The sequence below is a fragment of the Salsipaludibacter albus genome (assembly GCF_019798055.1).
In the GTDB taxonomy this organism is placed as follows: Bacteria; Actinomycetota; Nitriliruptoria; order Nitriliruptorales; family Nitriliruptoraceae; genus Salsipaludibacter; species Salsipaludibacter albus.
In genome coordinates this window covers 36,638-58,068 of the sequence record NZ_JAHOPH010000024.1, presented here as the reverse complement: position 1 = coordinate 58,068, position 21,431 = coordinate 36,638, and the positions used below count along the sequence as shown (strand labels likewise).

17 protein-coding genes and 1 tRNA gene are annotated in these 21,431 nt (G+C 73.4%); 9 read left to right on the top strand and 9 right to left on the bottom strand.

The annotated features are described in order from the left end of the window. The 3 genes from KR546_RS13880 to KR546_RS13870 form a co-directional block, all read right to left on the bottom strand. The coding region (locus KR546_RS13880) for an ATP-binding protein (RefSeq protein WP_238445315.1) at positions 1-1,155 on the bottom strand (1,155 nt) is incomplete at its 3' end. Between the two features lie 120 nt (positions 1,156-1,275). Further along, positions 1,276-2,184 (bottom strand): DNA double-strand break repair nuclease NurA, encoded by a 909-nt coding sequence (locus KR546_RS13875; protein ID WP_238445314.1) that lies wholly within the window; start codon positions 2,182-2,184, stop codon positions 1,276-1,278. 85 nt (positions 2,185-2,269) lie between these two features. Continuing rightward, positions 2,270-3,958 carry a phospho-sugar mutase gene (locus tag KR546_RS13870; RefSeq protein ID WP_238445313.1) on the bottom strand — a complete coding sequence of 563 codons (1,689 nt, stop codon included), beginning with the start codon at positions 3,956-3,958 and terminating at the stop codon, positions 2,270-2,272. 204 nt (positions 3,959-4,162) lie between these two features. Between KR546_RS13870 and KR546_RS13865 the strand changes: the two genes are divergently transcribed. After that, a complete protein-coding gene (locus KR546_RS13865) occupies positions 4,163-6,115 on the top strand; it encodes an acetoacetate--CoA ligase (protein WP_238445317.1) in 1,953 nt (650 codons plus the stop codon). A gap of 3 nt (positions 6,116-6,118) precedes the next feature. On the opposite strand, the gene KR546_RS13860 is transcribed toward KR546_RS13865, so the two are convergent. Beyond that, positions 6,119-6,934: a hypothetical protein gene (locus KR546_RS13860; protein WP_238445312.1), complete on the bottom strand. Its 816-nt coding sequence runs from the start codon at positions 6,932-6,934 to the stop codon at positions 6,119-6,121. A 143-nt stretch (positions 6,935-7,077) separates the two neighbouring features. Between KR546_RS13860 and KR546_RS13855 the strand changes: the two genes are divergently transcribed. Next, positions 7,078-8,073: an LLM class flavin-dependent oxidoreductase gene (locus tag KR546_RS13855; RefSeq protein ID WP_238445311.1), complete on the top strand. Its 996-nt coding sequence runs from the start codon at positions 7,078-7,080 to the stop codon at positions 8,071-8,073. 23 nt (positions 8,074-8,096) lie between these two features. Here KR546_RS13855 and hppD read toward each other — a convergent pair whose 3' ends face one another. The 5 genes from hppD to KR546_RS13830 all read right to left on the bottom strand — a co-directional run bounded on the left by hppD (position 8,097) and on the right by KR546_RS13830 (position 12,683). Further along, positions 8,097-9,215, bottom strand: a complete 1,119-nt coding sequence (gene hppD / locus KR546_RS13850) for a 4-hydroxyphenylpyruvate dioxygenase (protein ID WP_238445310.1) — start codon at positions 9,213-9,215, stop codon at positions 8,097-8,099. Between the two features lie 129 nt (positions 9,216-9,344). Beyond that, positions 9,345-9,421 (bottom strand) — tRNA-Gly (locus tag KR546_RS13845). Positions 9,422-9,498: 77 nt separating this feature from the next. Further along, positions 9,499-9,936 (bottom strand): dUTP diphosphatase, encoded by a 438-nt coding sequence (dut, locus tag KR546_RS13840; protein WP_238445309.1) that lies wholly within the window; start codon positions 9,934-9,936, stop codon positions 9,499-9,501. Continuing rightward, positions 9,933-11,339 (bottom strand): WS/DGAT/MGAT family O-acyltransferase, encoded by a 1,407-nt coding sequence (locus KR546_RS13835; RefSeq protein ID WP_238445308.1) that lies wholly within the window; start codon positions 11,337-11,339, stop codon positions 9,933-9,935. The genes dut and KR546_RS13835 overlap by 4 nt, the downstream gene beginning before the upstream one ends. Positions 11,340-11,390: 51 nt before the next feature. Continuing rightward, a complete protein-coding gene (locus tag KR546_RS13830; protein WP_238445307.1) occupies positions 11,391-12,683 on the bottom strand; it encodes a glycosyltransferase family protein in 1,293 nt (430 codons plus the stop codon). Positions 12,684-12,752: 69 nt separating this feature from the next. Here KR546_RS13830 and KR546_RS13825 point away from each other — a divergent pair, with 69 nt between their 5' ends. The 7 genes from KR546_RS13825 to KR546_RS13795 all read left to right on the top strand — a co-directional run bounded on the left by KR546_RS13825 (position 12,753) and on the right by KR546_RS13795 (position 21,428). Beyond that, positions 12,753-13,130, top strand: a complete 378-nt coding sequence (locus tag KR546_RS13825; protein ID WP_238445306.1) for a hypothetical protein — start codon at positions 12,753-12,755, stop codon at positions 13,128-13,130. Positions 13,131-13,150: 20 nt separating this feature from the next. Further along, on the top strand, positions 13,151-13,675 hold the full coding sequence (locus KR546_RS13820; RefSeq protein ID WP_238445305.1) for an NUDIX domain-containing protein: 525 nt from the start codon (positions 13,151-13,153) through the stop codon (positions 13,673-13,675). Beyond that, entirely contained in the window at positions 13,672-18,294 is a 4,623-nt protein-coding gene (locus tag KR546_RS13815) for a DEAD/DEAH box helicase (RefSeq protein ID WP_238445304.1), read from the top strand. Before KR546_RS13820 ends, KR546_RS13815 begins: the two co-directional genes overlap by 4 nt. Before the next feature lie 158 nt (positions 18,295-18,452). Further along, complete coding sequence (locus KR546_RS13810; protein ID WP_238445303.1) at positions 18,453-18,629, top strand: DUF1931 family protein; 177 nt, start codon at positions 18,453-18,455, stop codon at positions 18,627-18,629. 89 nt (positions 18,630-18,718) lie between these two features. Next, complete coding sequence (locus KR546_RS13805; RefSeq protein WP_238445302.1) at positions 18,719-19,513, top strand: DNA-formamidopyrimidine glycosylase family protein; 795 nt, start codon at positions 18,719-18,721, stop codon at positions 19,511-19,513. Between the two features lie 18 nt (positions 19,514-19,531). Then, a complete protein-coding gene (locus KR546_RS13800) occupies positions 19,532-19,975 on the top strand; it encodes a MarR family winged helix-turn-helix transcriptional regulator (RefSeq protein ID WP_238445301.1) in 444 nt (147 codons plus the stop codon). Between the two features lie 166 nt (positions 19,976-20,141). Continuing rightward, entirely contained in the window at positions 20,142-21,428 is a 1,287-nt protein-coding gene (locus KR546_RS13795; RefSeq protein ID WP_238445300.1) for a citrate synthase, read from the top strand. Positions 21,429-21,431: the final 3 nt, after the last annotated feature.

Sequence of the window (21,431 nt, the reverse complement as noted above, 5' to 3'; positions counted from 1 at the left end):
CAGCCCCGGTCTCGCTCCCCGGGGCACCAGTGCCACCAACGCCGGGCCCGGACGCCCCGCGGCGGCCCAGTGACGGGCGCGTTCGCTGGTGGCACTGGTGCCCCGGGGAGCGAGACCGGGGCTGTCGTCGAGCACGCGGGCGCAGGCGGCGTGGAGGCGGCGCCGCGTCCCCGGGTGGAGCCGGTCGCGCACCGTCTCGTGCAACAGGGCATGCCGGAACCGGTAGTCGTCGCCCGGTCGGCCGGTCACCAGGATGCCGGCGTCGACCAGCTCCTCGGCGCGCTTCTCGACGGTCGGGGCGGGCATGTCGGCCGCGCGCACGAGCAGGTCGTGGCCGAACTCGGGGCCACAGACGGCCGCGAGGTCGAGCAGCTCGCACGTCCCCCCGTCGAGTCCCTCGACCAGCGTCAGGAAGACGTCGCGCAACCGCGCGGGAACGACCCGGTCATCCCCACGCGCCAGCTCGACCGCGAGCTCCTCGACGAACAGGGTGATGCCGCCGGCACGGTCCACCAGCCGGTCCAGGGTCGCGTCGTCGATCCAGGACCCGACCCGGTCGTGGACCAACCGGGCCACGTCGTCGCGTGGCAGCGGGTCCAGCGCCAGCCGGGACAGGTGCGGCAGCCGGTCCATCGCGGTCAGGAACCGACGCAGGGCGGGCGTCGCCTCGTCGGCACCCCGATGGGTGCCGACCAGCAGGACGGGCTGGTCGGCCAGGGCATGGGCGAGGAAGCGCAGGAACGCCAGCGTCGTGGCATCGGCCCAGTGGAGGTCCTCGACGACCAGCACGAGCACCCGGCCGGGCCGGGCGCCGCGGGACATCGATGCCGCCATCGTGCGGAAGTGGTGCTCCTGGTCCTCGACCACGTCCGAGAGCCACAGGTCGCCGCCGAGGCCGTCGAGGGCCTGGGTGATCGGGTGCAGCGGCATGTACGCACCACCCTCGTCCAGGCATGCACCGACCAGGACGCGACCGACGCCGGGCCCGACGCACGAACGGAACTCGTCGACCAGCCGGGTCTTGCCCATGCCTGCCGGGCCGGCGACCAGGACGCCGGCGAAGTGGCCGCCCCGGGCGACCCGCAGCGCGGCGCGGAGGTGGTCCAGAGCCGCGCTCCGCCCGACGAACGGCGACGGTTCTCGGGACGTCGGCACGACACCACGGTCGGTCATCGGCGAGAGGACACGGTGTCGAGTTCCTCCTTGGCCGGACGCCCGGACGGCGACACGTCGTGGAGGCTACTGCCGTGCTCCCGTTCCTCGCTGTGGGCCCTTTCAGGACGCCACGGCGAGACGCAGGCGCCGGGTGAGCAGGTCGCGGTCGCCCAGCAGGTGGTGCAGGGTGTCCTCGAGCCCGGCGATCGGCAGGAGGTTGACCGGGGCGCGCGCGTCCCGGTGCGCCGGCGAGGCGAACCGTGGCAGCGTGGCCCCCACGACGTCGGCCAGTGCCACGGCCGCGCCGACCTCGGTGACGTTGGCCGGAGCCTCGATGCGCACGACACCCGCCCACGGATGACCGGTGCCACCCGGCAGCCGCAGGTACCACGAGAACCGTGGCCAGTTGGCCTGCAACAGGAACACGGGGGTGCGCTCCCCGGGCCCGAGCCGCCGCACCACGCCCTCGACCGACGCGGGCAGGTACGACATGCGGTGGCTCTTGACGTAGCCGACCGCGTCGTCCAGGTGGGTCCGGCCGCTCAGCGGGCCGTCCAGGACGACCAGGTCGGCATCGGGCACGTCCCCGGCCACGAGGGCCTCCAGTCGACCCATCTCGGACTGGACCGCCTGCACGAGCGTCGCCTCGTCGTCGTCGGCCGCGGCCAGCGGCGTCCAGGCCAGCCCGGAGCCCGTGATCGGCGCCAGGCCAGCTCGACCGACCAGGAAGCGCGCGACGCGGGTGTCCACGACCCGCGCCGTGGCGTTGCACCGCACGGCCCCGGCGGCCACGGACACGGCCAGCGCGGGGGCCGTGTGGGTGTCGCCCACGGCCCAGACGCGGGCGTCGATCCGGCGCACGCCGTCCACGAACAGCACGTCGTGCGCGGGCGTCGTCCCCGCGGCGATCGGGGCCCAGTCGCGCTCGGGCCGCTCGACGTCGAGGTCGCGGGGTGCGGTCGACTGGTCGAGCACCGGCGCGACCGCGGCGCCGTAGTTGGGGTCCCAGGCGTCGATTGCGTAGCGCACGTGCACCTCGTTGATGGGGGGGCGGGGTCGGGACGGGCACGGACCCCATGGTGCCGACGCCGTGCGACACGCGTCGCCGCGCTGCTCAGTCGCCGATGCCCAGCAGTTCGACCGTCCGCCCGGCCAGCACGTCGCCGAGCCCGGCCTCCTCGCCGTCGTCCAGCGGCAGGTCGACGTAGACCTTGAGCTTCGGCTCGGTCCCCGACGGTCGCACGAGCACCCGTCCGCCGCCAGACAGGTGCCACACCACCAGCGGCGTGGTCGGTCGCCACGCGGGCGCGTCCGGCGTGGGTGCACGGTGGTCCACGACCCGCTCGATCGTGCGCATCCCGAGCGCGTCCCCGTCCACCCGGGTCGCGGCGTCGACCGCCGCGAGGATCTCGTCGGCCCCGGTGGCGCCGGTGCGCCGGACCGAGGCCTGGACGTTTGCCCAGCGCCCGTAGCGTTCGTCGAGGTCGGCGAGCAGGTCGACCAGCACCCGCCCCTCGGCGGCCAGCTCCACCACCAGGTCGGCCATGGTCGCGGCGGCGTTGATCCCGTCCTTGTCCCGGACGGCGTCCCCGAGGCTGTAACCCAGCGCCTCCTCGTAGCCCATGACCCAGTGCCAGCCCTGGTCGGCGAGCTCGCGACCGGCCCGCCAGAGCCACTTGAAGCCGGTCAGGGTGACCTCGTGTCGGGCGTCGAACGCGGCCGCGATGCGCCCCAGCCTCGCCGACGACACGATCGACGACGCCACGAGCGGACGCTCCAGGTCGCCACCCGTCCGCGACAGCAGGTGGTGGGCGAACACGCAGCCGACCTCGTCGCCGCTGAGCCGTCGCCACCCCTGTGCCGTCGGCACGGCCACGGCGAGCCGGTCGGCGTCGGGGTCGTTGGCCAGGATGACCGCTGCGCCCACGTCCGTCGCGGTGGCCTCGGCCAGGTCGAGCGCCCCGGGCTCCTCGGGGTTGGGGAAGTCCACGGTCGGGAACCTGCCGTCGGGCTCCCACTGCCCGTCCACGCGGACCACGTGGTGCCCACGCGCCTGCAGGATCCGCTCGACCGGACCCCCGCCCACACCATGCATGGGGGTGACCACCAGCGGGACCGACGGGTGGTCGCCGCGGGGCGCGGCGACCACCTCGTCAGCGGTGATCGCGGCGACGTAGGCCGCCATGGCCTCCTCCCCGAGTTCGTGGACGCCCTCGATGCCGTCGCCGACCCCGGGAACGTCGACCGCGGGGCCCACGGCAGCGATGGCCTCCGCGATCAGCCGGTCGTCGGGTGGGGTGATCTGGACACCGTGCTGGTCGTAGACCTTGTAGCCGTTGTCGGCCGGGGGGTTGTGTGACGCCGTCACCACGACCGCTGCGGCCGTGGACAGGCGCCGGGCGGCGAAGGCCACCAGTGGGGTGGCGGTCGGCGTGAGGTGGGCGTGCACCGTGAAGCCCGCGGCCAGCAGCACCGACATCACGTCGTGGGCGAAGCGCTCGGAGTCCGGTCGGGCGTCGAAGCCCACCGCGACCCCCCGCTCACGCGCCCCGTCGACCGTGGCCAGCAGGTGGTCGGCGAGACCGCGGGTCGCCCGGATCACCACGGCCCGGTTCATCCGGTCGGGGCCCGGTCCGACCGCCCCGCGCAGCCCGGCGGTACCGAAGGCCAGGTCCCCGGCCACGTGGTCGCGCAGGGCCTCCTCGGCCCCGGCGTCGACCATCGCCTGGAGCTGGGCCGCCGAGTCGCGATCCGGATCACCGGCCACCCAGGCACGTGCACGCGCGAGCAACTCCTGGTCCATCCCGCTCCCGCTCCTCGACCCGACGACGCCCACGCCACGATAGGGCGGCACCCGTCCCTCGGCCGGTGACCCGACGGCCGACAACGCCGCCGGTGGCGCGCCTACCCTCAGCGGCCCGACGACAGGGCGACCATGACCGATCGCGAGCCCGGCCCGCCCGGTCCCGACGACGACCCGGACCGGCCCCGGCGGGAGCCGCCGGTCATGTGGTCGCCGCCGACCGACCCCACGACCACCCGGATGGGGCGGTTCCTGCAGGAGTACGCGCCGCGCCGGGTCGCCGACGGTGGCTACGAGGCCGCGTGGGAGTGGTCGACGAGCGACCCGGGGGCGTTCTGGGCAGCGGTGTGGGACGAGTTCAACGTCGCGTCCGACACCCGCCCGGGGCCGGCCCTCGCCGATGCGTCCATGCCCGGTGCGGTGTGGTTCCCCGAGGCGCGGATCAACTACGCCCGGCACCTGCTCGCCACCCGGGGACGCGCGGCCGACGACGCCACGATCATCGCGCGGTCCCAGACCCGCCCGGACAGCGCCCTGACCCTGCGGCAGCTGAACACGGCCGTGGGGGCCGTCCGCGCCGGCCTGCAACGACTCGGGGTCGGCCGCGGCGACCGGGTCGCGGCCTGGCTCCCCAACATCCCCGAGACCCTGGTGGCCTTCCTGGCGACCGCCTCCCTGGGCGCGATCTGGTCCTCGGTCGCCCCGGAGTTCGGGACCCGCTCGGTCATCGACCGACTCTCCCAGGTCGAGCCGAAGGTCCTGCTGGCCGTGGACGGCTACCGCTGGGGCGATCGCGGGATCGACCGACGCGACGAGGTCGCGGCGGTCCTCGACGCCCTCGACTCGGTCGAGCACCTGGTGGCACTGGGCTACCTCGACCCGGACGCCGAACTCCGCCACGCCATCCCCTGGGACGAGCTCGCCGGCCAGCCGGGCGACATGGACTTCGTGGAGGTGCCGTTCGACCATCCCCTGTACGTCCTGTTCTCGTCCGGGACGACCGGGTTGCCCAAGCCGATCGTCCACGGACACGGGGGCATCCTGCTGGAGCACTGCAAGACGTTCGGGCTGCACCTGGACATGGGCCGTCGCGATCGCTTCTTCTGGTACTCCACGACCGGCTGGATGATGTGGAACTTCCTGGTCTCGGCCGGGCTGGTGGGGGCGGCCACGATCATGTTCGACGGCAACCCGGGCCATCCCGACCTCGACACGCTGTGGGAGCTGGTCGCCGACAGCCGCACCACCTACGCGGGTGTCTCCGCCCCGTTCGTCATGGCCTGTCGCAAGGCGGGCATCCATCCGGGCACCGACCACGACCTGTCGCGACTGCGTGGGATCGGCTCCACGGGCGCGCCGCTGCCCCCGGCCGGGTTCGACTGGCTCGCCGCCGAGGTGTCCTCGCGCGCCCAGATCGGCTCGTTGTCCGGTGGGACCGACCTGTGCACCGCCTTCGTGGGGCCGGCGCCGCTCGTGGAGGTCCGTCGGGGCGAGATCCCGTGCCGGATGCTCGGCGCGAGCGTGGCCGCCTACGACGACGACCACCGGCCCGTCGTCGGCACGGAGGGCGAACTGGTCATCACCGAGCCGATGCCCTCCATGCCCGTGGCCTTCTGGGGTGACGACGACGGCAGCCGCCTGCGCGAGGCCTACTTCGACGACATCCCGGGCGTGTGGCGCCACGGCGACTGGATCACGATCACCGAGCGTGGATCCTGCATCATCAGCGGCCGTTCGGACGCCACCCTCAACCGTGGCGGCGTCCGCCTGGGGACGGCGGAGTTCTACGCGGTCGTCGACCCGATCGACCGGGTCGACGACGCCCTGGTGGTCCACCTGCCCGGCCAGGACCCCGACGACTCGATGGGCGAGCTCGTCCTGTTCCTCGCACCGGCCGACGGCGCGAGCGTCGACGACGACCTCGTGGCAGAGGTCCGCGCCACGCTGCGCGACCAGCTGTCCCCACGGCACGTGCCGGACCGCGTCGTCGCGGTCGAGGCGATCCCGCGCACCCTGTCGGGCAAGCGGCTCGAGGTGCCGGTCAAGCGGATCCTGGCGGGGACGCCGGTGGACGAGGCAGCCTCGCGCGGTGCCCTGGCGAACCCGGCGAGCCTGCAGGCCTTCGCCGACTGGGCCGAGGCCGAACGCCGGGGCTGAACCTCATCCCACGACCGTGCAGACCACGTCCAGGGCGAGGTCGAGGGCCTCGACGGGAGCCGCACTGGGCGAGGGAGCCGGCTGGACCAGCGCGACCTGCCGCACGTCGGCCACCCCTGACGTCACCCCGGACGCCGCCGCCGTCGGGGTGTCGGTCGGGGCGGGCGTGGCGGGAGCCGGTTCCGTCGGTGCGGGCTGGGGTGCACGCTCTCGGCGGTAGACCTGCTCGCCACGTGCGAGACGCGCCGTCAGGCGGGCCTGGACCGTGGTGACCCCGTCGACGGCGACCGGGTCCGCCAGTTCCAGCGACCCGATCGGCCCCTGCCACGTGTCCCAGTCCACGACCGGACCGCCGGTCATCCGCACGGTCGCGTCGTCGGCCTCGCCGTCGACCACGACGACCAGGGGCCGGTCGGTGACCGACTCGCCGACCGGCCCGACGAAGGTGTCGACGCCGATCAGCACCTCCACGTCGTCGAGCAGGACGTCCCCGACCGGGTCGTCGGGCAGCGCCGGACCCGAGACCATGCAGTCCCCGCCGACCGGGGCCTCCGTGGTGTCGTCCGCGGCCACGACCACGACGGCGCCGCTCCCGCTGGGTGCCGACACCGGCGTCGGGCTGGGGGTCGGGGTCGGCGTGGCCGCCGGCTCGGTGGCGTCCGACGACGTCACCGACGGGTCCGACGACGACGGGCCTGCCGAGGCGTCCTGCACCGGGCTGGTCGGGGCTGGAGACTCGGATCCGCCGGGGCAGCCGGCCAGCACCACGGCAGCCGCGAACCAGGGCAGCAGTCGGGGCAGCGAGCGACGAGGGGACACGACGGCCTCGGGATCGGCAGTCACCGGTCGGGCGACGCGACCAGTCGGCCGGACACGGTACAGCGGCGGCACAGCCACCACGGGCGTGGTGGTCACCCACCTAGGCTGGTCCTCGACGCCGACCCCGTGCACCCGGAGCCTCCATGCCTCGTCCCCGGCTGTCCCTGTCGCTCGGTCCGACCGCCATCGGCAGCCGGGCCGTCGTCGAGCTCGTGCGGCGCACCGCCGACCTGGAGTTCGCCGAGGGGTGGGCGTCGGAGGTGGCCGGTCCGGACGCGATGACGATCCTGGGAGCGCTCGCCCCCGGCACCGACATGGACCTGGGCGTCGCCGTGGTGCCCGTGCAGACACGGACCGCCTTCGTCCTGGCCATGTCGGCCCTGAGCCTGGCCGACCTCACCGGTGGCCGGTTCACGCTGGGGATCGGTGCCTCCTCCCCACCACTGGTTGAGCGCTTCGGCGGGATCGCCTGGGACCGCCCGCTCCAGCACGTCCGCGAGATGGCCCTGGCCCTGCGCCCGGTGCTCGACGGTGAGCGCGGGTCGCTGGACGGCGACCACGTGCGGATGGGGGGCTACCGCTACCCGGCCCCGGCACCCACGCCGGTCCCGCTCTTCATCGGCTCCCTGAACCGCCAGTCACTGCGCCTGACCGGGGAACTCGCCGACGGGCTGTGCCTGAACCAGTTCGGGCCGCACCACCTCGAGGACATGCTGGCCGAGGTGCGGACCGGCGCGACCGCCGCGGGCAGGGAGCTGCCGGCCGACTTCCCGGTGGTGGCGCGACTGTTCGTCGGGGTGACCGACGACGTCCCGGCCATGCGTGCCGTCGTGCGGCAGACCTTCGCGCCCTACATCGCGACGCCGGGCTACAACCGCTTCTACGACTGGATGGGCTACACCGAGACCGCCCGGGAGATCGCCCGGGCGGCCCGGTCGGGTGACCGCGAGGCCATGGTGGCCGCCTTCACCGACGACGTCGTCGACGACCTGTTCCTGCTCGGCGACGCCGACACGGTCGCCGCCCGCATCGCCGACTACACCGACGCCGGTGTCACCGTGCCGGCCCTCGAGCCGCTGGCCACCAGCCTGGAGGACGCCGAGTCGGCCCTGCGCGCGATCGCGGCAGCCTGGGCCTGAGCGAGGTCAGGACGCGCGGGTCGTCAGAGATTGCCCCGGGCAGCCTGCTCCCGCTCGATCGCGGCGAACAGGGCCCCGAAGTTGCCCGCACCGAAGCCGGTGGCACCCTCGCGCTGGATGAACTCCAGGAACAGGGTCGGACGGTCCTGGAGGGGCTCGGTGAACACCTGCAGCAGGTGGCCCTGCTCGTCCCGGTCGACCAGGATGTCGTGCTCCTCCAGCCGGTCCCAGGACGCACCCACCTCGCCGACCCGCTGTCGGGCCTCGACGTGGTAGCCGCGGGGGACGTCGAGGAACCGCACGCCGCGACGTCGCATCGCCGCGACCGATGCGACGATGTCGTCGGTGCGGATCGCCACGTGCTGGACCCCGGGGCCCCCGTTGGCCTCGAGGAATTCCTCGATCTGGGACCGGTGCGTGCCCGCCGCCGGCTCGTTCAGGGGGAGGGTGACGGTCCCGGACGCGTCGCGCAGCACCGTGGAGCGCAGGGCGGTCCGGTCCGTCGACACGTCCTCGCCGAACGAGCTCAGCGGCTGCAGGCCGAGCGTGCGGACGTGGTGGTCGACCCACTCGCCCAGGGTGCCGGCCGGCACGTTGCCCACCACGTGGTCGATCGCGACCAGTCCGACCGCCGGGAGCCCGGGGGCGACGGTCGGCAGGTCGCAGGTCGTGGCCGCCACGTCGTGCGAGGACGGCTCGGCCTCCTCGATGAAGGCGTGGACGACGTCCCCGAAGGCCGCCACCGATGCCGCCATGTGGGGACCCCGATCATCGACGACGAGGTGGGGCGCCTGCACCGACCGGGCCCCACCGGCGACCGCGTGGTCGTGCGACCGGGTGGCGTCGGCGACCCGGAAGGCCACCGTGCGCACGGCGTGCCCGTGGCGTCGCACGTGGGCGGCGACCTCGCTGTCGGCCAGGCGGGCACCGGTGATCACCAGGCGGATGTCGCCCTGGGTGAGCACGTGCGACACGCGGTCGGGATGCGGATGCAGGGTCGCGACGGCGTCGAAGCCCAGGGCGGTCATCCAGAAGTGGGCGGCCTGGCGGGCGTTGCCGACCCACAGTTCGAGGTGGTCGATGCCGTGCAGGGGCGGTGCGACGGTGGGGCCGGGGGACGTGGACGGGACGTGGAACGTCACGGCTGGGGCTCCTCGAGCGAGGCGTCGTTGCCAGGCGAACGGTACGGCCCGACGTCGGATCGCCCCACTGGCCCAACGTCGAGGACCCCACGCGGATCACGCGAGGGGCCCTGTGCGAATCGTTCGCGCTGGAGCGGTAGATGGGATTCGAACCCACGACCTCCACCTTGGCAAGGTGGCGCTCTAGCCAACTGAGCTACTACCGCGTGCGACCGGCCAAGGTAGCCGAGCCGGCGAGGCGACACAAACCGATCGACCGGCCCGGGGCAGGTTGCCCGCAGCGTCAGTCGCGACCGCTGGAGCCGAACCCGCCGGCCCCCCGCGAGGTGTGCTCGTCGGCCAGGTCGGTGGCCTCCTCGACCTCCGGCAGGGCCACCGCCTGGACCACGAGCTGGGCCACACGCTCCCCCGGCGCGAGGCGCGCGACCCGGTCGGACAGGTTGACCAGGGCGACCTTGACCTCGCCCCGGTAGCCGGCGTCGATGGTGCCCGGCGCGTTGACGACGGTGACGCCGTCACGCAGCGCCAGGCCAGAGCGCGGATGGACCAGCCCGACGTGGCCCTCCGGCACGGCGACGACCAGGCCCGTGCCCGCCGCGACCCGTGCGCCCGGCTCGAGCACCACCTCCTCGGCGATGCGCAGGTCGAGACCGGCGTCGCCCGGGTGTGCGCGGCGGGGCAGCACCACGTCGTCACGGAGCCGCTGCACGCGCAGCCTCATCGTCCGACCGCCCGGGCGCACGCCACGAGGTCCTCCAGGCTGGCGCGCACCATCTCCGGCATGGCGGAGACGTCCGGCAGTGCGTCGTAGTCCGCGGTGAACCCGACGTTGACGATGCCGTCCAGGGACACCAGGCCGATCGCCAGCGACTGCGTGGCGGCCAGTGGCACGAACGGGAAGCCGCCGACGAGCCGAGCGCCCAGTGCATAGATCGGGTGCTGGGGCCCGGGCACGTTGGTGATGACCACGTTGAACAGCCGGGCACCCGAGGCGACCCGGGCCGCGGCGGCGTGGATCGTCGGGGGTGCGAACCCGGTCATGCTCAGCAGGAAGTCCGCCCCGACGGCCTGGTGGGTGGACTTGACGTCGCCCATCCGCCGCGTGACCGACGCCAGTCGCTCGACCGGGTCCATCTCGCCCACCGGGACGTCGACGAACACCGCCGTGACCTGGTTGTCGTGGTTGGCGGTGGTGCGCACGCTCACCGGGACCATGATCCGCAGGTCGTCGCCGGCGGTGCGCTCGCCGCGGGCCCGCAGGAACCGGCCCAGCATGTCGCCGCACACGGCGAGCACGACGTCGTTGACCGTGCCACCGAGCGCGTTCTTGACCTCCTTGATCTCGCCGAGGTCCAGCTGCTCGACGACGAAGCGCCGCGAGATGCCGGGCGCCTGGTTGAGGACCGACTTCCCAGCGAGACCGCCGGACAGCCCGCTGGTCGCCATGGAGGCGATGCCCTGGCCGACGGCAGCAGTGCGCCGCAGGACGTCGACCGGGCGCTCGGCCACCCGCCGCGCACGCGACACGACCGATGCCGGCTGTCGGACCAGCTCACGCACGGCATCGGTGGTGCGCTCCAGGCCGCCGGGTGCCCGCCGCGGCTCCCACGCCTGCGGGCGGGGCAGTTCCGCGGGGGTCACCGGGTCGTCGTCGAGCAGCACGCCGACGATGTCCACGCCGGCCACCCCGTCGATCATCGCATGGTGGTTCTTGGTCACCAGCGCGATCCGGCCGTCCTCGAGCCCTTCGACGACGTAGGCCTCCCACAGGGGCTTGCTGCGGTCGAGGGGTCGCGACAGGATCCTGCCCGCGTACTCCAGGAGCTGGTCGATGCCCCCGGGACGTGGCAGTGCGGCGTGGCGGACGTGGTAGGCGAGGTCGAAGGCGGGGTCGTCGACCCAGATCGGCTGGGCCAGGCCCAGCGGGGTCCAGGCGATGGTCTGGCGATAGCGCGGGACCAGGTGCAGCCGGGAGCGCACCAGCCGTTGGAACCGGTCGAACGTGAACGTCGAGTCCGGGCCCGGCTCGAACAGGAACAGCCCCCCGACGTGCATGTGCTGCGTCGGCGTCTCCATCTCGAGGAAGGCCGCGTCCACGGCACTCAGGCGGTCTCCGTGTCCCATCGCCACTGCTGGCCCCTCGGTCGTCCGGGCATCGCGCACCGGGAGTCGAGCCTAGGGGTTCCCCGGGAGCGCACCCGCGACCGGACCGGGCTGGTCGTCGGGCTCGGTCGCGAGCAGGTCCTCGATCCAGGCACGCAGGTCGGCGACCGACATCAGCTCGGGGTCACCCAGGCGTGCCGGGTCCGCCTGGGCGAGCACGGCCGGTGCACGGGCGACGATGCGTTCGAGGTCGGCCACGCTCGCGTGGTCGCTGACCAGCGCGGCCATGTCCTCGTCGTGGTCCGCGCCTCGCGACCGGGCCGACGCGGTCAGCCCGACCAGCAGCGACTGCCAGGTCGTCATCGGCCCCTGGGTCAGCGATGCCGACTCGGCGAAGGAGTCCACGAAGGCGAACGGGGTCGTGGCGATCTCGTGGCCGCTGGCCAGGGCGCCGTACAGCCAGTCCGGGTCGAACGAGAACCCGTACGTCGAGGGCGCGGCGAGGATGTCCACCAGGGCGTCGCGGCCGAACAGCTTGAACGCCGCCTGGGTGTCGCGCAGCCCCCGCGAGAACAGGGCGCGCCCGACCATGCGCTGCATGTGCCTGAGGACCACGATCCCCGGGCCCCAGCGGGCCTCGGCCTTGCGCAGCACGGCGTCGGGATGCTTGCGGTCCCCGACGACCACCGGCACGCCGGCCACGAAGGGCGCCAGCAGGAGCCCCAGCTGGCCGAGGTCGACCGAGTTGTCGGCGTCGGTCAGCACCGCGGCGTCCATGCCGTCGTCCAGGGCCAGCTGGGCACCCAGCACCATGGCACCACCCTTGCGGGAGGCGTCGACGTCGCCCAGGCCGGCCAGCGGTCCCTCGTCGGTGGGGATGGCGTCCGCCAGCTCGGCCACCACGACCCGCTCCCCCAGCGGGTGCATGTGGGCCATCTCGCGGGCGACCGACGCATCGTCGTCCGGACTGCCGTCGTCGACCGCCACCAGCCGCCAGTCGAGGCCCCGGTCGTCCAGCAGCCACCCGAGCTGGTCGAGCTTCACGCGCAGCGAGTCCTCGCCGGCCGGGTTGTCCGGCGCCCGCGGTCGCAGCCTGCGGTGCTCACCCCACATCGCGAACTGGACCTGCACCCGGGGCAGCGGGTCCGGCAGGGCGTCGACCAGTCGGCGGGACTCGGCCAGCTTGGTGGCCACCCGGACGTCGATGCCGACGTCGGGGTCGCGGGCGAGGTCCTGCAGCACCGACCGCGACGCCCCGGTGTCCAGCAACTGCTCGGCGATCACCCGGGTCTGCGACACGGCGGTCGGGTCCGTCAGGTCGACGTCGTCGGTGCTGCGGGCGGCGATGGTGGTGAGATCAGGCATGGTGGCAGCCTAGGCCGGTGGTCGGCCTGCGGGGTCGGACTGTCCCGGTGCTCGCATACGCTCCCGACCATGTCGAACCGCCTGCTCGCCGTCGCGGTGGCCGCCTGGACACTCGTGTCCTGGGGTGGCCGCATCGGCCTGCTGACCAGCGCCGAGACCGACGATCCCTGGGCCCTGGTGCGCATCGGGGGCTCCCTGGTGGTCGGGCTGGCGACGGCTGGCCTGCTGGCGACGCGACCGGGCCGGGCGGACTGGCTCCGCTGGCTGTTCGTCGGCTGGACCGTGGCGCTGTGGACCCGCTCGGTGGTGGTCACCTGGATCGATCCCCCGTCGCTGGCCTTCGCCCTGGTGCACACCGTCCTTGGTGCTGGGTGGTTCCTGCTGGCCTGGTGGGTCGCGCCCCGCCACGAACGTCACCGGTCGTCGTCCGCGCCCGCACGCCCGTGATCTCGCGTCGGGCCGGACGCGTGATCGTGCGGGACGACGTCGGCGCCGTGCTGCTGTGCCACGCGCGGGTCGACGACGAGGGCTTCTGGTTCACGCCCGGCGGGGGGACCGGGCCGGGCGAGACCGCCCGCGAGGCCGCCGTCCGCGAGCTCCACGAGGAGACCGGGATCGCCGTGGCGTTGCGTGGACCGGCGGTCCTGCACCGGCGCGCCGAGTTCACCTTCCTGGGCCGCTGGACCGAGCAGGTCGAGTCGTTCTGGCTCGCCGGGGTCGGCGATCGCCCGGCCCTGGTCGCGCACCACCTCGAGGACTACGAGCACGAGTCGCTGGACGACTGGAGATGGTGGCCGTCCGACGAGCTCGCCGTGCTCGCGGCCCGCGAGGACGTCTACCCGGCCTGCCTCGCGGACCTGCTGGACCACCTCGACGGTCCGGGCGACGACGACCTCCCGTGGCTGGAGGAGCACGTGGGGTCGGGCAGCGCCTCGGTGCGGACCGGCCGCGAGCCCGGTCGCCCCCTGCCCGACTGGGCCCTGGTCCGATGAGCGGCGAGGAGCTCGCCGACGTGCTGGACGGGTTCTCCCGGCCGGTCGCCGAGTGGTTCGCCACGACCTTCGCCACGCCCACACCGGCCCAGCAGGCCGCCTGGCCGGCCATCCGCGACGGCCAGTCCACCCTGCTGTTGGCCCCGACGGGCTCGGGCAAGACGCTGGCGGCCTTCCTCGCCGCCATCGACGCACTGATGACGGCCGACGAGCCACCCACCTCGACCCAGGTCGTGTACCTGTCGCCCCTGCGTGCACTGGCGGTCGACATCGACCGCAACCTCCGGGCCCCGCTGACCGGCATCGAACTGGCCGCACAGCGGCTCGAGACCCAGGTGCGCGTCCCGACCGTGGGGATCCGCACGGGCGACACGTCGTCACGCGACCGGGCCCGGCTGATCCGCACGCCGCCCGACATCCTGATCACCACCCCGGAATCCCTCTACCTCTACCTGACGTCCAGGGGACGGGAGACCCTGGCCGACGTGCGCACCGTCATCGTGGACGAGATCCACGCGATGGCCCCCACCAAGCGCGGCACCCACCTGGCACTGACGCTCGAGCGGCTCGACGCGGTCGTCCGGCGGGCCGGCAACGACCCGCCCCAGCGGCTGGCCCTGTCGGCCACCCAGCGTCCCCTGGACGAGATCGCCACCTTCCTCGGCGGGGTCGACATCGGACCCGACGACAGCGCCCGTCCCCGGCCGGTCACGGTGGTCGACGCCGGTGACCGCCCCAACATCGACCTCGAGGTGGTCGTCCCGGTCGACGACCTGTCCGCACCCGTCGCACCCGACGCCACCGACCTCGACCCGGCCGAGGCGACCACGGCCAGCATCTGGCCGGCGATGCATCCCCGGCTGGTCGACCTGGTGACCGCACACACCTCCACCATCGTGTTCGTCAACGCCCGACGGCTGGCCGAGCGCCTGGCGGCGGACGTCAACGACGTCCACGCCCGCCGGGTGCGCCGTTCTCGTCTCGAGGACGTCGGACTGCCGACGGATCGACTCGACCCGTTCGACCCCGACCTCGCCGACGGTGTCCACCAGGTCCTGACCTCGGACGTCGAGCCACTGGTCCGTGCCCACCACGGGTCGCTCTCCAAGGCCAACCGCCGTGACCTCGAGGACGCCCTGAAGGAGGGACGCATCCGCGGGCTGGTCGCGACGTCCAGCCTCGAGCTGGGCATCGACATGGGCGCGGTCGACCTGGTGGTGCAGGTCGCGTCGCCGGGCTCGGTGGCCTCCGGACTGCAGCGCGTCGGGCGGGCCGGCCACCAGGTCGGCGAAACCTCGCGGGGGGTCATCTTCCCCAAGTTCCGCCACGACCTGCTCGAGGCGACCGTGGTGGCCGAGCGGATGCTGGCGGGCGACGTCGAGCCCCTGCGCTACCCCCGCAACCCCCTGGACGTGTTGGCACAGCAGGTCGTCGCGATGGTGGCGATGGACGACGTGCCGGTCGACGAGCTCTACGACCTGGTCCGCGGCGCCGCGCCGTACGCCGAACTGGGCCGGGATGTGTTCCTGGCCGTCCTCGACCTGCTGGCGGGGCGCTACCCCTCCGACGAGTTCTCCGAGCTGCGGCCCAGGATCGTGTGGGACCGGGTCGACGGCGTCCTGCGGGCACGGGCCAACAGCCAGCAGCTGGCCGTGGTCAACGCCGGCACGATCCCCGACCGCGGCCTGTACCGGGTGGTCCTGGGCGACAACACCCGGGTCGGCGAGCTGGACGAGGAGATGGTCCACGAGTCGCGCGTCGGCGACCGGTTCGTGCTCGGCGCATCGACGTGGCGGATCGACGACATCACCCACGACCGGGTCGTGGTCTCGCCCGCCCCGGGACGCCCCGGGAAGCTGCCGTTCTGGCACGGGGACGGACCCGGCCGCTCGGTCCAGCTCGGCCGGGCGATGGGCAGGCTGGCCCGCGAGCTGTCGTCCCAGGACCGCGACGACGCCCTCGCCCGCCTCCGCACCGAGCACGGGCTGGACGAGCGGGCCGCCACCAACCTCGTCACCTACCTGGCCGAGCAGGCGGCCGCCACCGGGCAGGTGCCCGACGACCGCACCATCGTGGTCGAGCGCTTCCGCGACGAGCTCGGGGACTGGCGGATCGTGGTGCACGCGTCGCTCGGCGCCCCGGTGCTGGCCCCGTGGGCGATGGCGATCGAGGCCCGCATGGTCGAGCAGGGTCTCGAACCCGAGGTCCTGTGGACCGACGACGGGATCGTGCTGCGCCTGCAGGAGGCCCACGACGAGGTCGACGCGGACCTGCTCGCGCTGGACCCCGCCGACGTGCAGGACCTGTTGCGGAGCCGGCTGGTCACGACCTCCCGGTTCACCACCAGCTTCCGTGAGGCCGCCGGACGGGCCCTGCTGCTGCCCCGGCGACGTCCCGGACAGCGCACCGCCCTGTGGCTGCAGCGCCAGCGGGCCGCCAACCTGCTCCAGGTGGCGCTGGGCCATCCGACCTTCCCGATCCTGCTGGAGGCCACCCGCGAGGTCCTCCAGGACGTGTTCGACCTCCCCGCGCTCACCGAGGTGCTCGAGGACCTGCGGACCCGCAAGCTCAAGGTCCGTGTCGTCGACACCGCGAGCCCGTCCCCCTGGGCGCAGTCGCTGCTCTTCTCCTGGGTCGGGCAGTGGATGTACGACTACGACGCCCCCGCGGCCGAGCGACGCGCGGCCGCGCTCGCCCTGGACCCCGACCTGCTGGCCGAGCTGCTGGGCGACACCGAGCTGCGCGAGCTGCTCGACCCGGAGGTGGTGGCCGTGGTGGCGGCCGAGCTCCAGCACCTCGAGCCGATCGACCCGCGCGGCCGGGACCGACGACTGCGGGACGCGGACGGGATCGCCGACCTGGTGGCCGACCTCGGTCCGCTGACCCTCGAGGAGCTGGCCGACCGGGTGCGCGACCCCGACCGGGTGCGCGACCACCTCGACGACCTCGTCGCCACGCGCCGGGTCATCGAGGTCGGGATGGCCGGCGAGTCCCGCTGGGCCGCGGCCGAGGACGCCGCCCGGCTGCGCGACGGCCTGGGAGTGGCGCTGCCGCCCGGACTCCCGTCGGCCTTCACCGACCCGGTCCCCGCTCCCCTGGTCGCCCTGGTCGCCCGTCACGCCCGCACCCACACCCCGTTCACGGCGGCGGAGGCGGCCAACCGCCTGGGCACGACGGCCGACCGCGTCACCGGGGCGTTGCGCGCCCTGGAGGCCGACGACCGGATCACCCAGGGCGCCTTCCGTCCCGGTGGCGGCGACCTCGAATGGGCCGACATCGAGGTCGTCCGCCAGCTCAAGCGGCGCTCCCTGGCCGCACTGCGCAACGAGATCGAGCCGGTCGACCAGGCCGCCTTCGCCCGGTTCCTCGTCGACTGGCACGGGGTCGTGGACCCCCAGATGGGGATCGAGGCCCTGCTGGATGCCATCGAGGTGCTGGAGGGGGTGTCGCTGGCGGCCTCGACGTTGGAGTCCCAGGTGCTCGCGGCACGGGTCGCCGGGGACGCGACCGGCCTGCTGGACCAGGCGCTGGCCACCGGCGAGGTCGCCTGGCGCGGGGTGGAGTCGGTGGGCCGACGCGACGGACGCCTCGCCCTGGCGTTCCGCGACCACCTCGACCTGCTGCCCGAGCCGCTGGGCGACCCGCCGAGCGGCGAGGTCCACGACCGACTGCGGGTCCACCTGGCGGGGTCGGTGACCGCCTTCTGGCCCGACCTGTACGACGCCGCCGGTGGCGGGGCCGTCGAGGACGTGCTCGACGCCCTGTGGGACCTGGTCTGGGCCGGCGAGGTGGTCAACGACTCGTTCGCCGCGGTCCGGGCCCGCACCGCCGGTGGTGGTGGCGGCCGACGACGTCGACGCCGTCCCGGGCGGCTGCGCCGGGGTGGGCCACCGGCGGCGCAGGGACGATGGACCGCCACCGACCTGCTGTCCGGGCCGGAGGTGTCGGACGCGGACCCCGACGAGGACCGGGACGATGCCGGACCGGACGTGCCCACGACCCCCGACGCCGAGGCCGTGACCCGGCGCCAGCATGCCGTGGCGGGTGCCCTGCTGGAGCGCCAGGGTGTCGTGACCGGAGACGGCGTGCGGTCCGAGGGCATCCCGGGAGCCTGGGCCGGGATCTACCCCATCCTGTCCGGGATGGAGGCCACCGGCACCGTTCGTCGCGGCTACTTCGTGGCCGGCCTCGGCGCCGCCCAGTTCGCCCTCCCCGGCGTGGTCGACCGCCTGCGGGCCCAGCGCGAGTCCTCCACCGGCACGGTCGTGCTCGCCGCCACGGACCCGGCCCAGCCCTGGGGAGCGATCCTGGACTGGCCTGCCACCGACGGGCGGCCGTCCCGGTCGGTGGGTGGCCTGGTGGTCCTCGGCGACGGGCAGCCACGGGTCCTGCTGGAACGCGGCGGACGCTCGCTGGTCACCTTCCCGACCGCCACCGAGCCCGACTGGGTCCAGCCCCTCCTGGCGAGGGTCGACGCGCTCGGTGGACGGGTCAGGCTGCAGCGGATCGACGGGATCGAGGCCGCGGACCACCCGATCGGACAGTGGCTGCAGGAGCACGGCTTCGTGGTCACTCCGGGGGGGCTCGTGGCACGGGAAACAGCCCACTGGGGCGCGTGAGCCCTCGATGGGACCACCGATTCGTCGGTCACGAGGCCCAACCGCCCCCGTCAAGCATCCGAACGCCCCCGAAAGACCCCATCGGACGGTCATTGGTGCGCGAAACGACCCCACGAACCCCCTAGTCTGCCCAGACAACCGCTGAGAAAGGAATCGCGGTGGCAGACAACGTGATCGTCACCAGCAAGGTCAAGGAAGCCGTCAAGGGCCTCGACCTTCGCCTCTCGTCCGATGTCCCGGACGCGCTCAACGCCAAGGTCCACGAGCTTCTCGAGGCCGGCGCCAAGCGTGCCAAGGAGAACGGACGCAGCACCCTGCGTCCCTACGACCTGTAGGTCGGACCCGAATCCACGACACCCCGGCGCCTTGAAGGCGCCGGGGTGTCGTCGTCCAGGCCGCCTCGCCCGACCAGGAAGGCCCATCCGTGCCGGAGGGTGACACGATCCACCGCCACGCCCGGCGACTGGGCCCCGTGCTGGTGGGCCGCCGGGCCGAGCTGGTGATGCCGCGACTGGTGACGCCGGCACCGAGCCCGGTGGAGGTGCGTGGTGTTCGCGTCCACGGCAAGCACCTGCTGGTCGACCTCGACCCCGACGAGGCGGACCCGGTCGTCCTGCACGTGCACCTCGGCATGCCCGGCCGCTGGGACGTCACCCGCCCGGCACCCCCGGGACCCCCGCGGGGACGGGACGTGCGCATCGCCCTGACCACGTCCGAGGCACGGGCGACGTGCCGGAAGGCCCCGGTCGCCGAGTTGCTGGAGCCGGGCCGCGAGACGCGCCACCGTGTCCTGGGACGACTCGGGCCGGACCTGGCCGACGACGTCGACCTCGACGCGGTCGTCCGTCGGCTGCGGGACCGCCCGGTGCGTCCGCTGCACGTCACGCTCCTCGACCAGTCCGTCGCGGCCGGCCTGGGCAACGTGCTGGCCGTCGAGGCCTGCCACGTGGCCGGGCTCGACCCCCGCACGCCCACCGACCTGCTGACCGACGACGAGTTGCGCGACGTCTATGCTCGGGGCCGCCGGGAACTGGTCGCCAACATCGACCGGGTCCGGCGGACGACCGTCCCCGGGGCGCGACCGGGCGAACTGTGGGTGTACGGACGAGACGGCCGGACCTGCCGTCGCTGCGGCACCCCCCTCGCCTCCACCGCACTGGGGGGCAACGCGCGACACGTCGCCTGGTGCCCGTCCTGCCAGCCACCCCGGACGCGCTGACCCGAGCGGGAGGTACCGATGACCCTGTCGCCGTCGCACCTGCAGGCGTTCCGCTCCCTGCTGGAGGCCCATGCCCGCCTCCTCGTCGCGCTCGACGACCGGTTCCGCGACCGCGAGATCTCGCTGACGTTCTACGACGTGCTGGTCCACCTCTCCGAGGCCCCCGACCGCCGACTGCGCATGCAGGAGCTCGCCCAGCGCGTCCTGTTGAGCAAGTCCGGCCTGACCCGCCTGGTCGACCGCATGGAGCAGGGGAACCTGGTCCGACGCGAGGCCAGCGACCGCGACGCCCGCGGCATCAACGCCGTGCTCACCGACCACGGGCTGGCCACGCTCGAGGCGGCGGTGCCCGCCCACCGCCAGGACCTCGTGGACCTCGTGTCGTCGGTCATCGACGAGCGCGAGGCCGACGAACTGGCCGAGCTGCTGGGCCGCATCAGGGACCGCGCGCTCGAGGACTGATCCCCGCGGACGACCACCCGGCGGTGTGACGAAATCGAGGCCCCGGCGGTAGCGTGGAGCCAACGGCCGCACCGTCGTGGAACCTCGTGGAGGCCGCGACGGCACCGGCAGAACACCACGGACGACGTCGTCCGAACCGCCCTCGAGCACGTCTGGAGTCCACCCCATGGCCGACACCCTCACGATCACGGACAACCGCACGGGCCGGACCTACGAGGTGGACATCACGGACGACACGATCAGCGCGATGGACCTGCGCCAGATCAAGGTGGCCGACGACGACTTCGGGATGCTCTCCTACGACCCGGGGTTCAAGAACACCGCGTCGACGCGTTCCGACATCACCTACATCGACGGGGCCGCAGGGATCCTGGAGTACCGGGGCTACCCGATCGAGCAGCTCGCCGAGCAGTCGTCGTTCCTCGAGGTCGCGTGGCTGCTCATGCACGGTGAGCTGCCGTCCCAGGACGAGTACGACCAGTGGACCTACGACATCACGCACCACACGTTCGTCCACGAGAACATGAAGGACTTCATCGACGGCTTCCACCACGACGCGCACCCGATGGGGATGCTGGTGTCCACCGTCGGCGCACTGTCGACGTTCTACCCCGACGCCAAGGACGCCACCGACCCCGAGACACGACACCTCCAGATGACCCGCCTGATCGCCAAGTTCCCGACGCTGGCGGCGTTCGCGTACCGCCACTCGATCGGCTGGCGACCGTCCTACCCCGACAACGAGCTGTCGTTCGCCGGCAACTTCCTCAACATGATGTGGAAGACCACCGAGTTGCGCTACGAGCCCGACCCCGTGCTCGCCAAGGCCATGGACCGGCTGTTCATCCTGCACGCCGACCACGAGCAGAACTGCTCGACGACCACCATGCGCACCATCGGCTCGTCGGACGCCGACCCCTACTCGGCTGCGGCCGGTGCCGTCGCCGCCCTGTACGGCCCCAAGCACGGTGGCGCCAACGAGGCCGTCCTGCGCATGCTCGAGGAGATCGGCTCGGTCGACGAGGTGCCCGACTACGTGCAGCGGGCCAAGGACGGCGAGTTCCGGCTGATGGGCTTCGGCCACCGGGTCTACAAGAACTTCGACCCCCGGGCCGCGGTGATCAAGGACCTGGCCCACGAGGTCTTCGAGGTCACCGGCAAGAACCCGCTCATCGACATCGCGGTGGAGCTCGAGAAGATCGCCCTCGAGGACGACTACTTCGTCGATCGCAAGCTGTACCCCAACGTCGACTTCTACTCGGGCATCATCTACCAGGCCATGGGGTTCCCGACCTCGATGTTCCCGGTGCTGTTCGCCATCGGCCGGATCCCCGGCTGGCTCGCCCAGTGGCAGGAGAACCTGCTCGACCCCGAGCAGGCGATCGCCCGCCCGCGCCAGGTCTACGTCGGCGAGCGCAACCGCGACTTCGTCCCGATGTCCGCGCGCTCGTAGCCA

Excerpts from the sequence above, each read along its gene's own strand:
- KR546_RS13835 (WP_238445308.1), bottom strand. The coding sequence starts at position 11,339 with ATGGGACACGGAGACCGCCTGAGTGCCGTGGACGCGGCCTTCCTCGAG.
- KR546_RS13795 (WP_238445300.1), top strand. The coding sequence starts at position 20,142 with ATGGCCGACACCCTCACGATCACGGACAACCGCACGGGCCGGACCTAC.
- dut (WP_238445309.1), bottom strand. The coding sequence starts at position 9,936 with ATGAGGCTGCGCGTGCAGCGGCTCCGTGACGACGTGGTGCTGCCCCGC.
- KR546_RS13830 (WP_238445307.1), bottom strand. The coding sequence starts at position 12,683 with ATGCCTGATCTCACCACCATCGCCGCCCGCAGCACCGACGACGTCGAC.
- KR546_RS13870 (WP_238445313.1), bottom strand. The coding sequence starts at position 3,958 with ATGGACCAGGAGTTGCTCGCGCGTGCACGTGCCTGGGTGGCCGGTGAT.
- KR546_RS13855 (WP_238445311.1), top strand. The coding sequence starts at position 7,078 with ATGCCTCGTCCCCGGCTGTCCCTGTCGCTCGGTCCGACCGCCATCGGC.
- KR546_RS13865 (WP_238445317.1), top strand. The coding sequence starts at position 4,163 with ATGTGGTCGCCGCCGACCGACCCCACGACCACCCGGATGGGGCGGTTC.
- KR546_RS13800 (WP_238445301.1), top strand. The coding sequence starts at position 19,532 with ATGACCCTGTCGCCGTCGCACCTGCAGGCGTTCCGCTCCCTGCTGGAG.
- KR546_RS13825 (WP_238445306.1), top strand. The coding sequence starts at position 12,753 with ATGTCGAACCGCCTGCTCGCCGTCGCGGTGGCCGCCTGGACACTCGTG.
- KR546_RS13815 (WP_238445304.1), top strand. The coding sequence starts at position 13,672 with ATGAGCGGCGAGGAGCTCGCCGACGTGCTGGACGGGTTCTCCCGGCCG.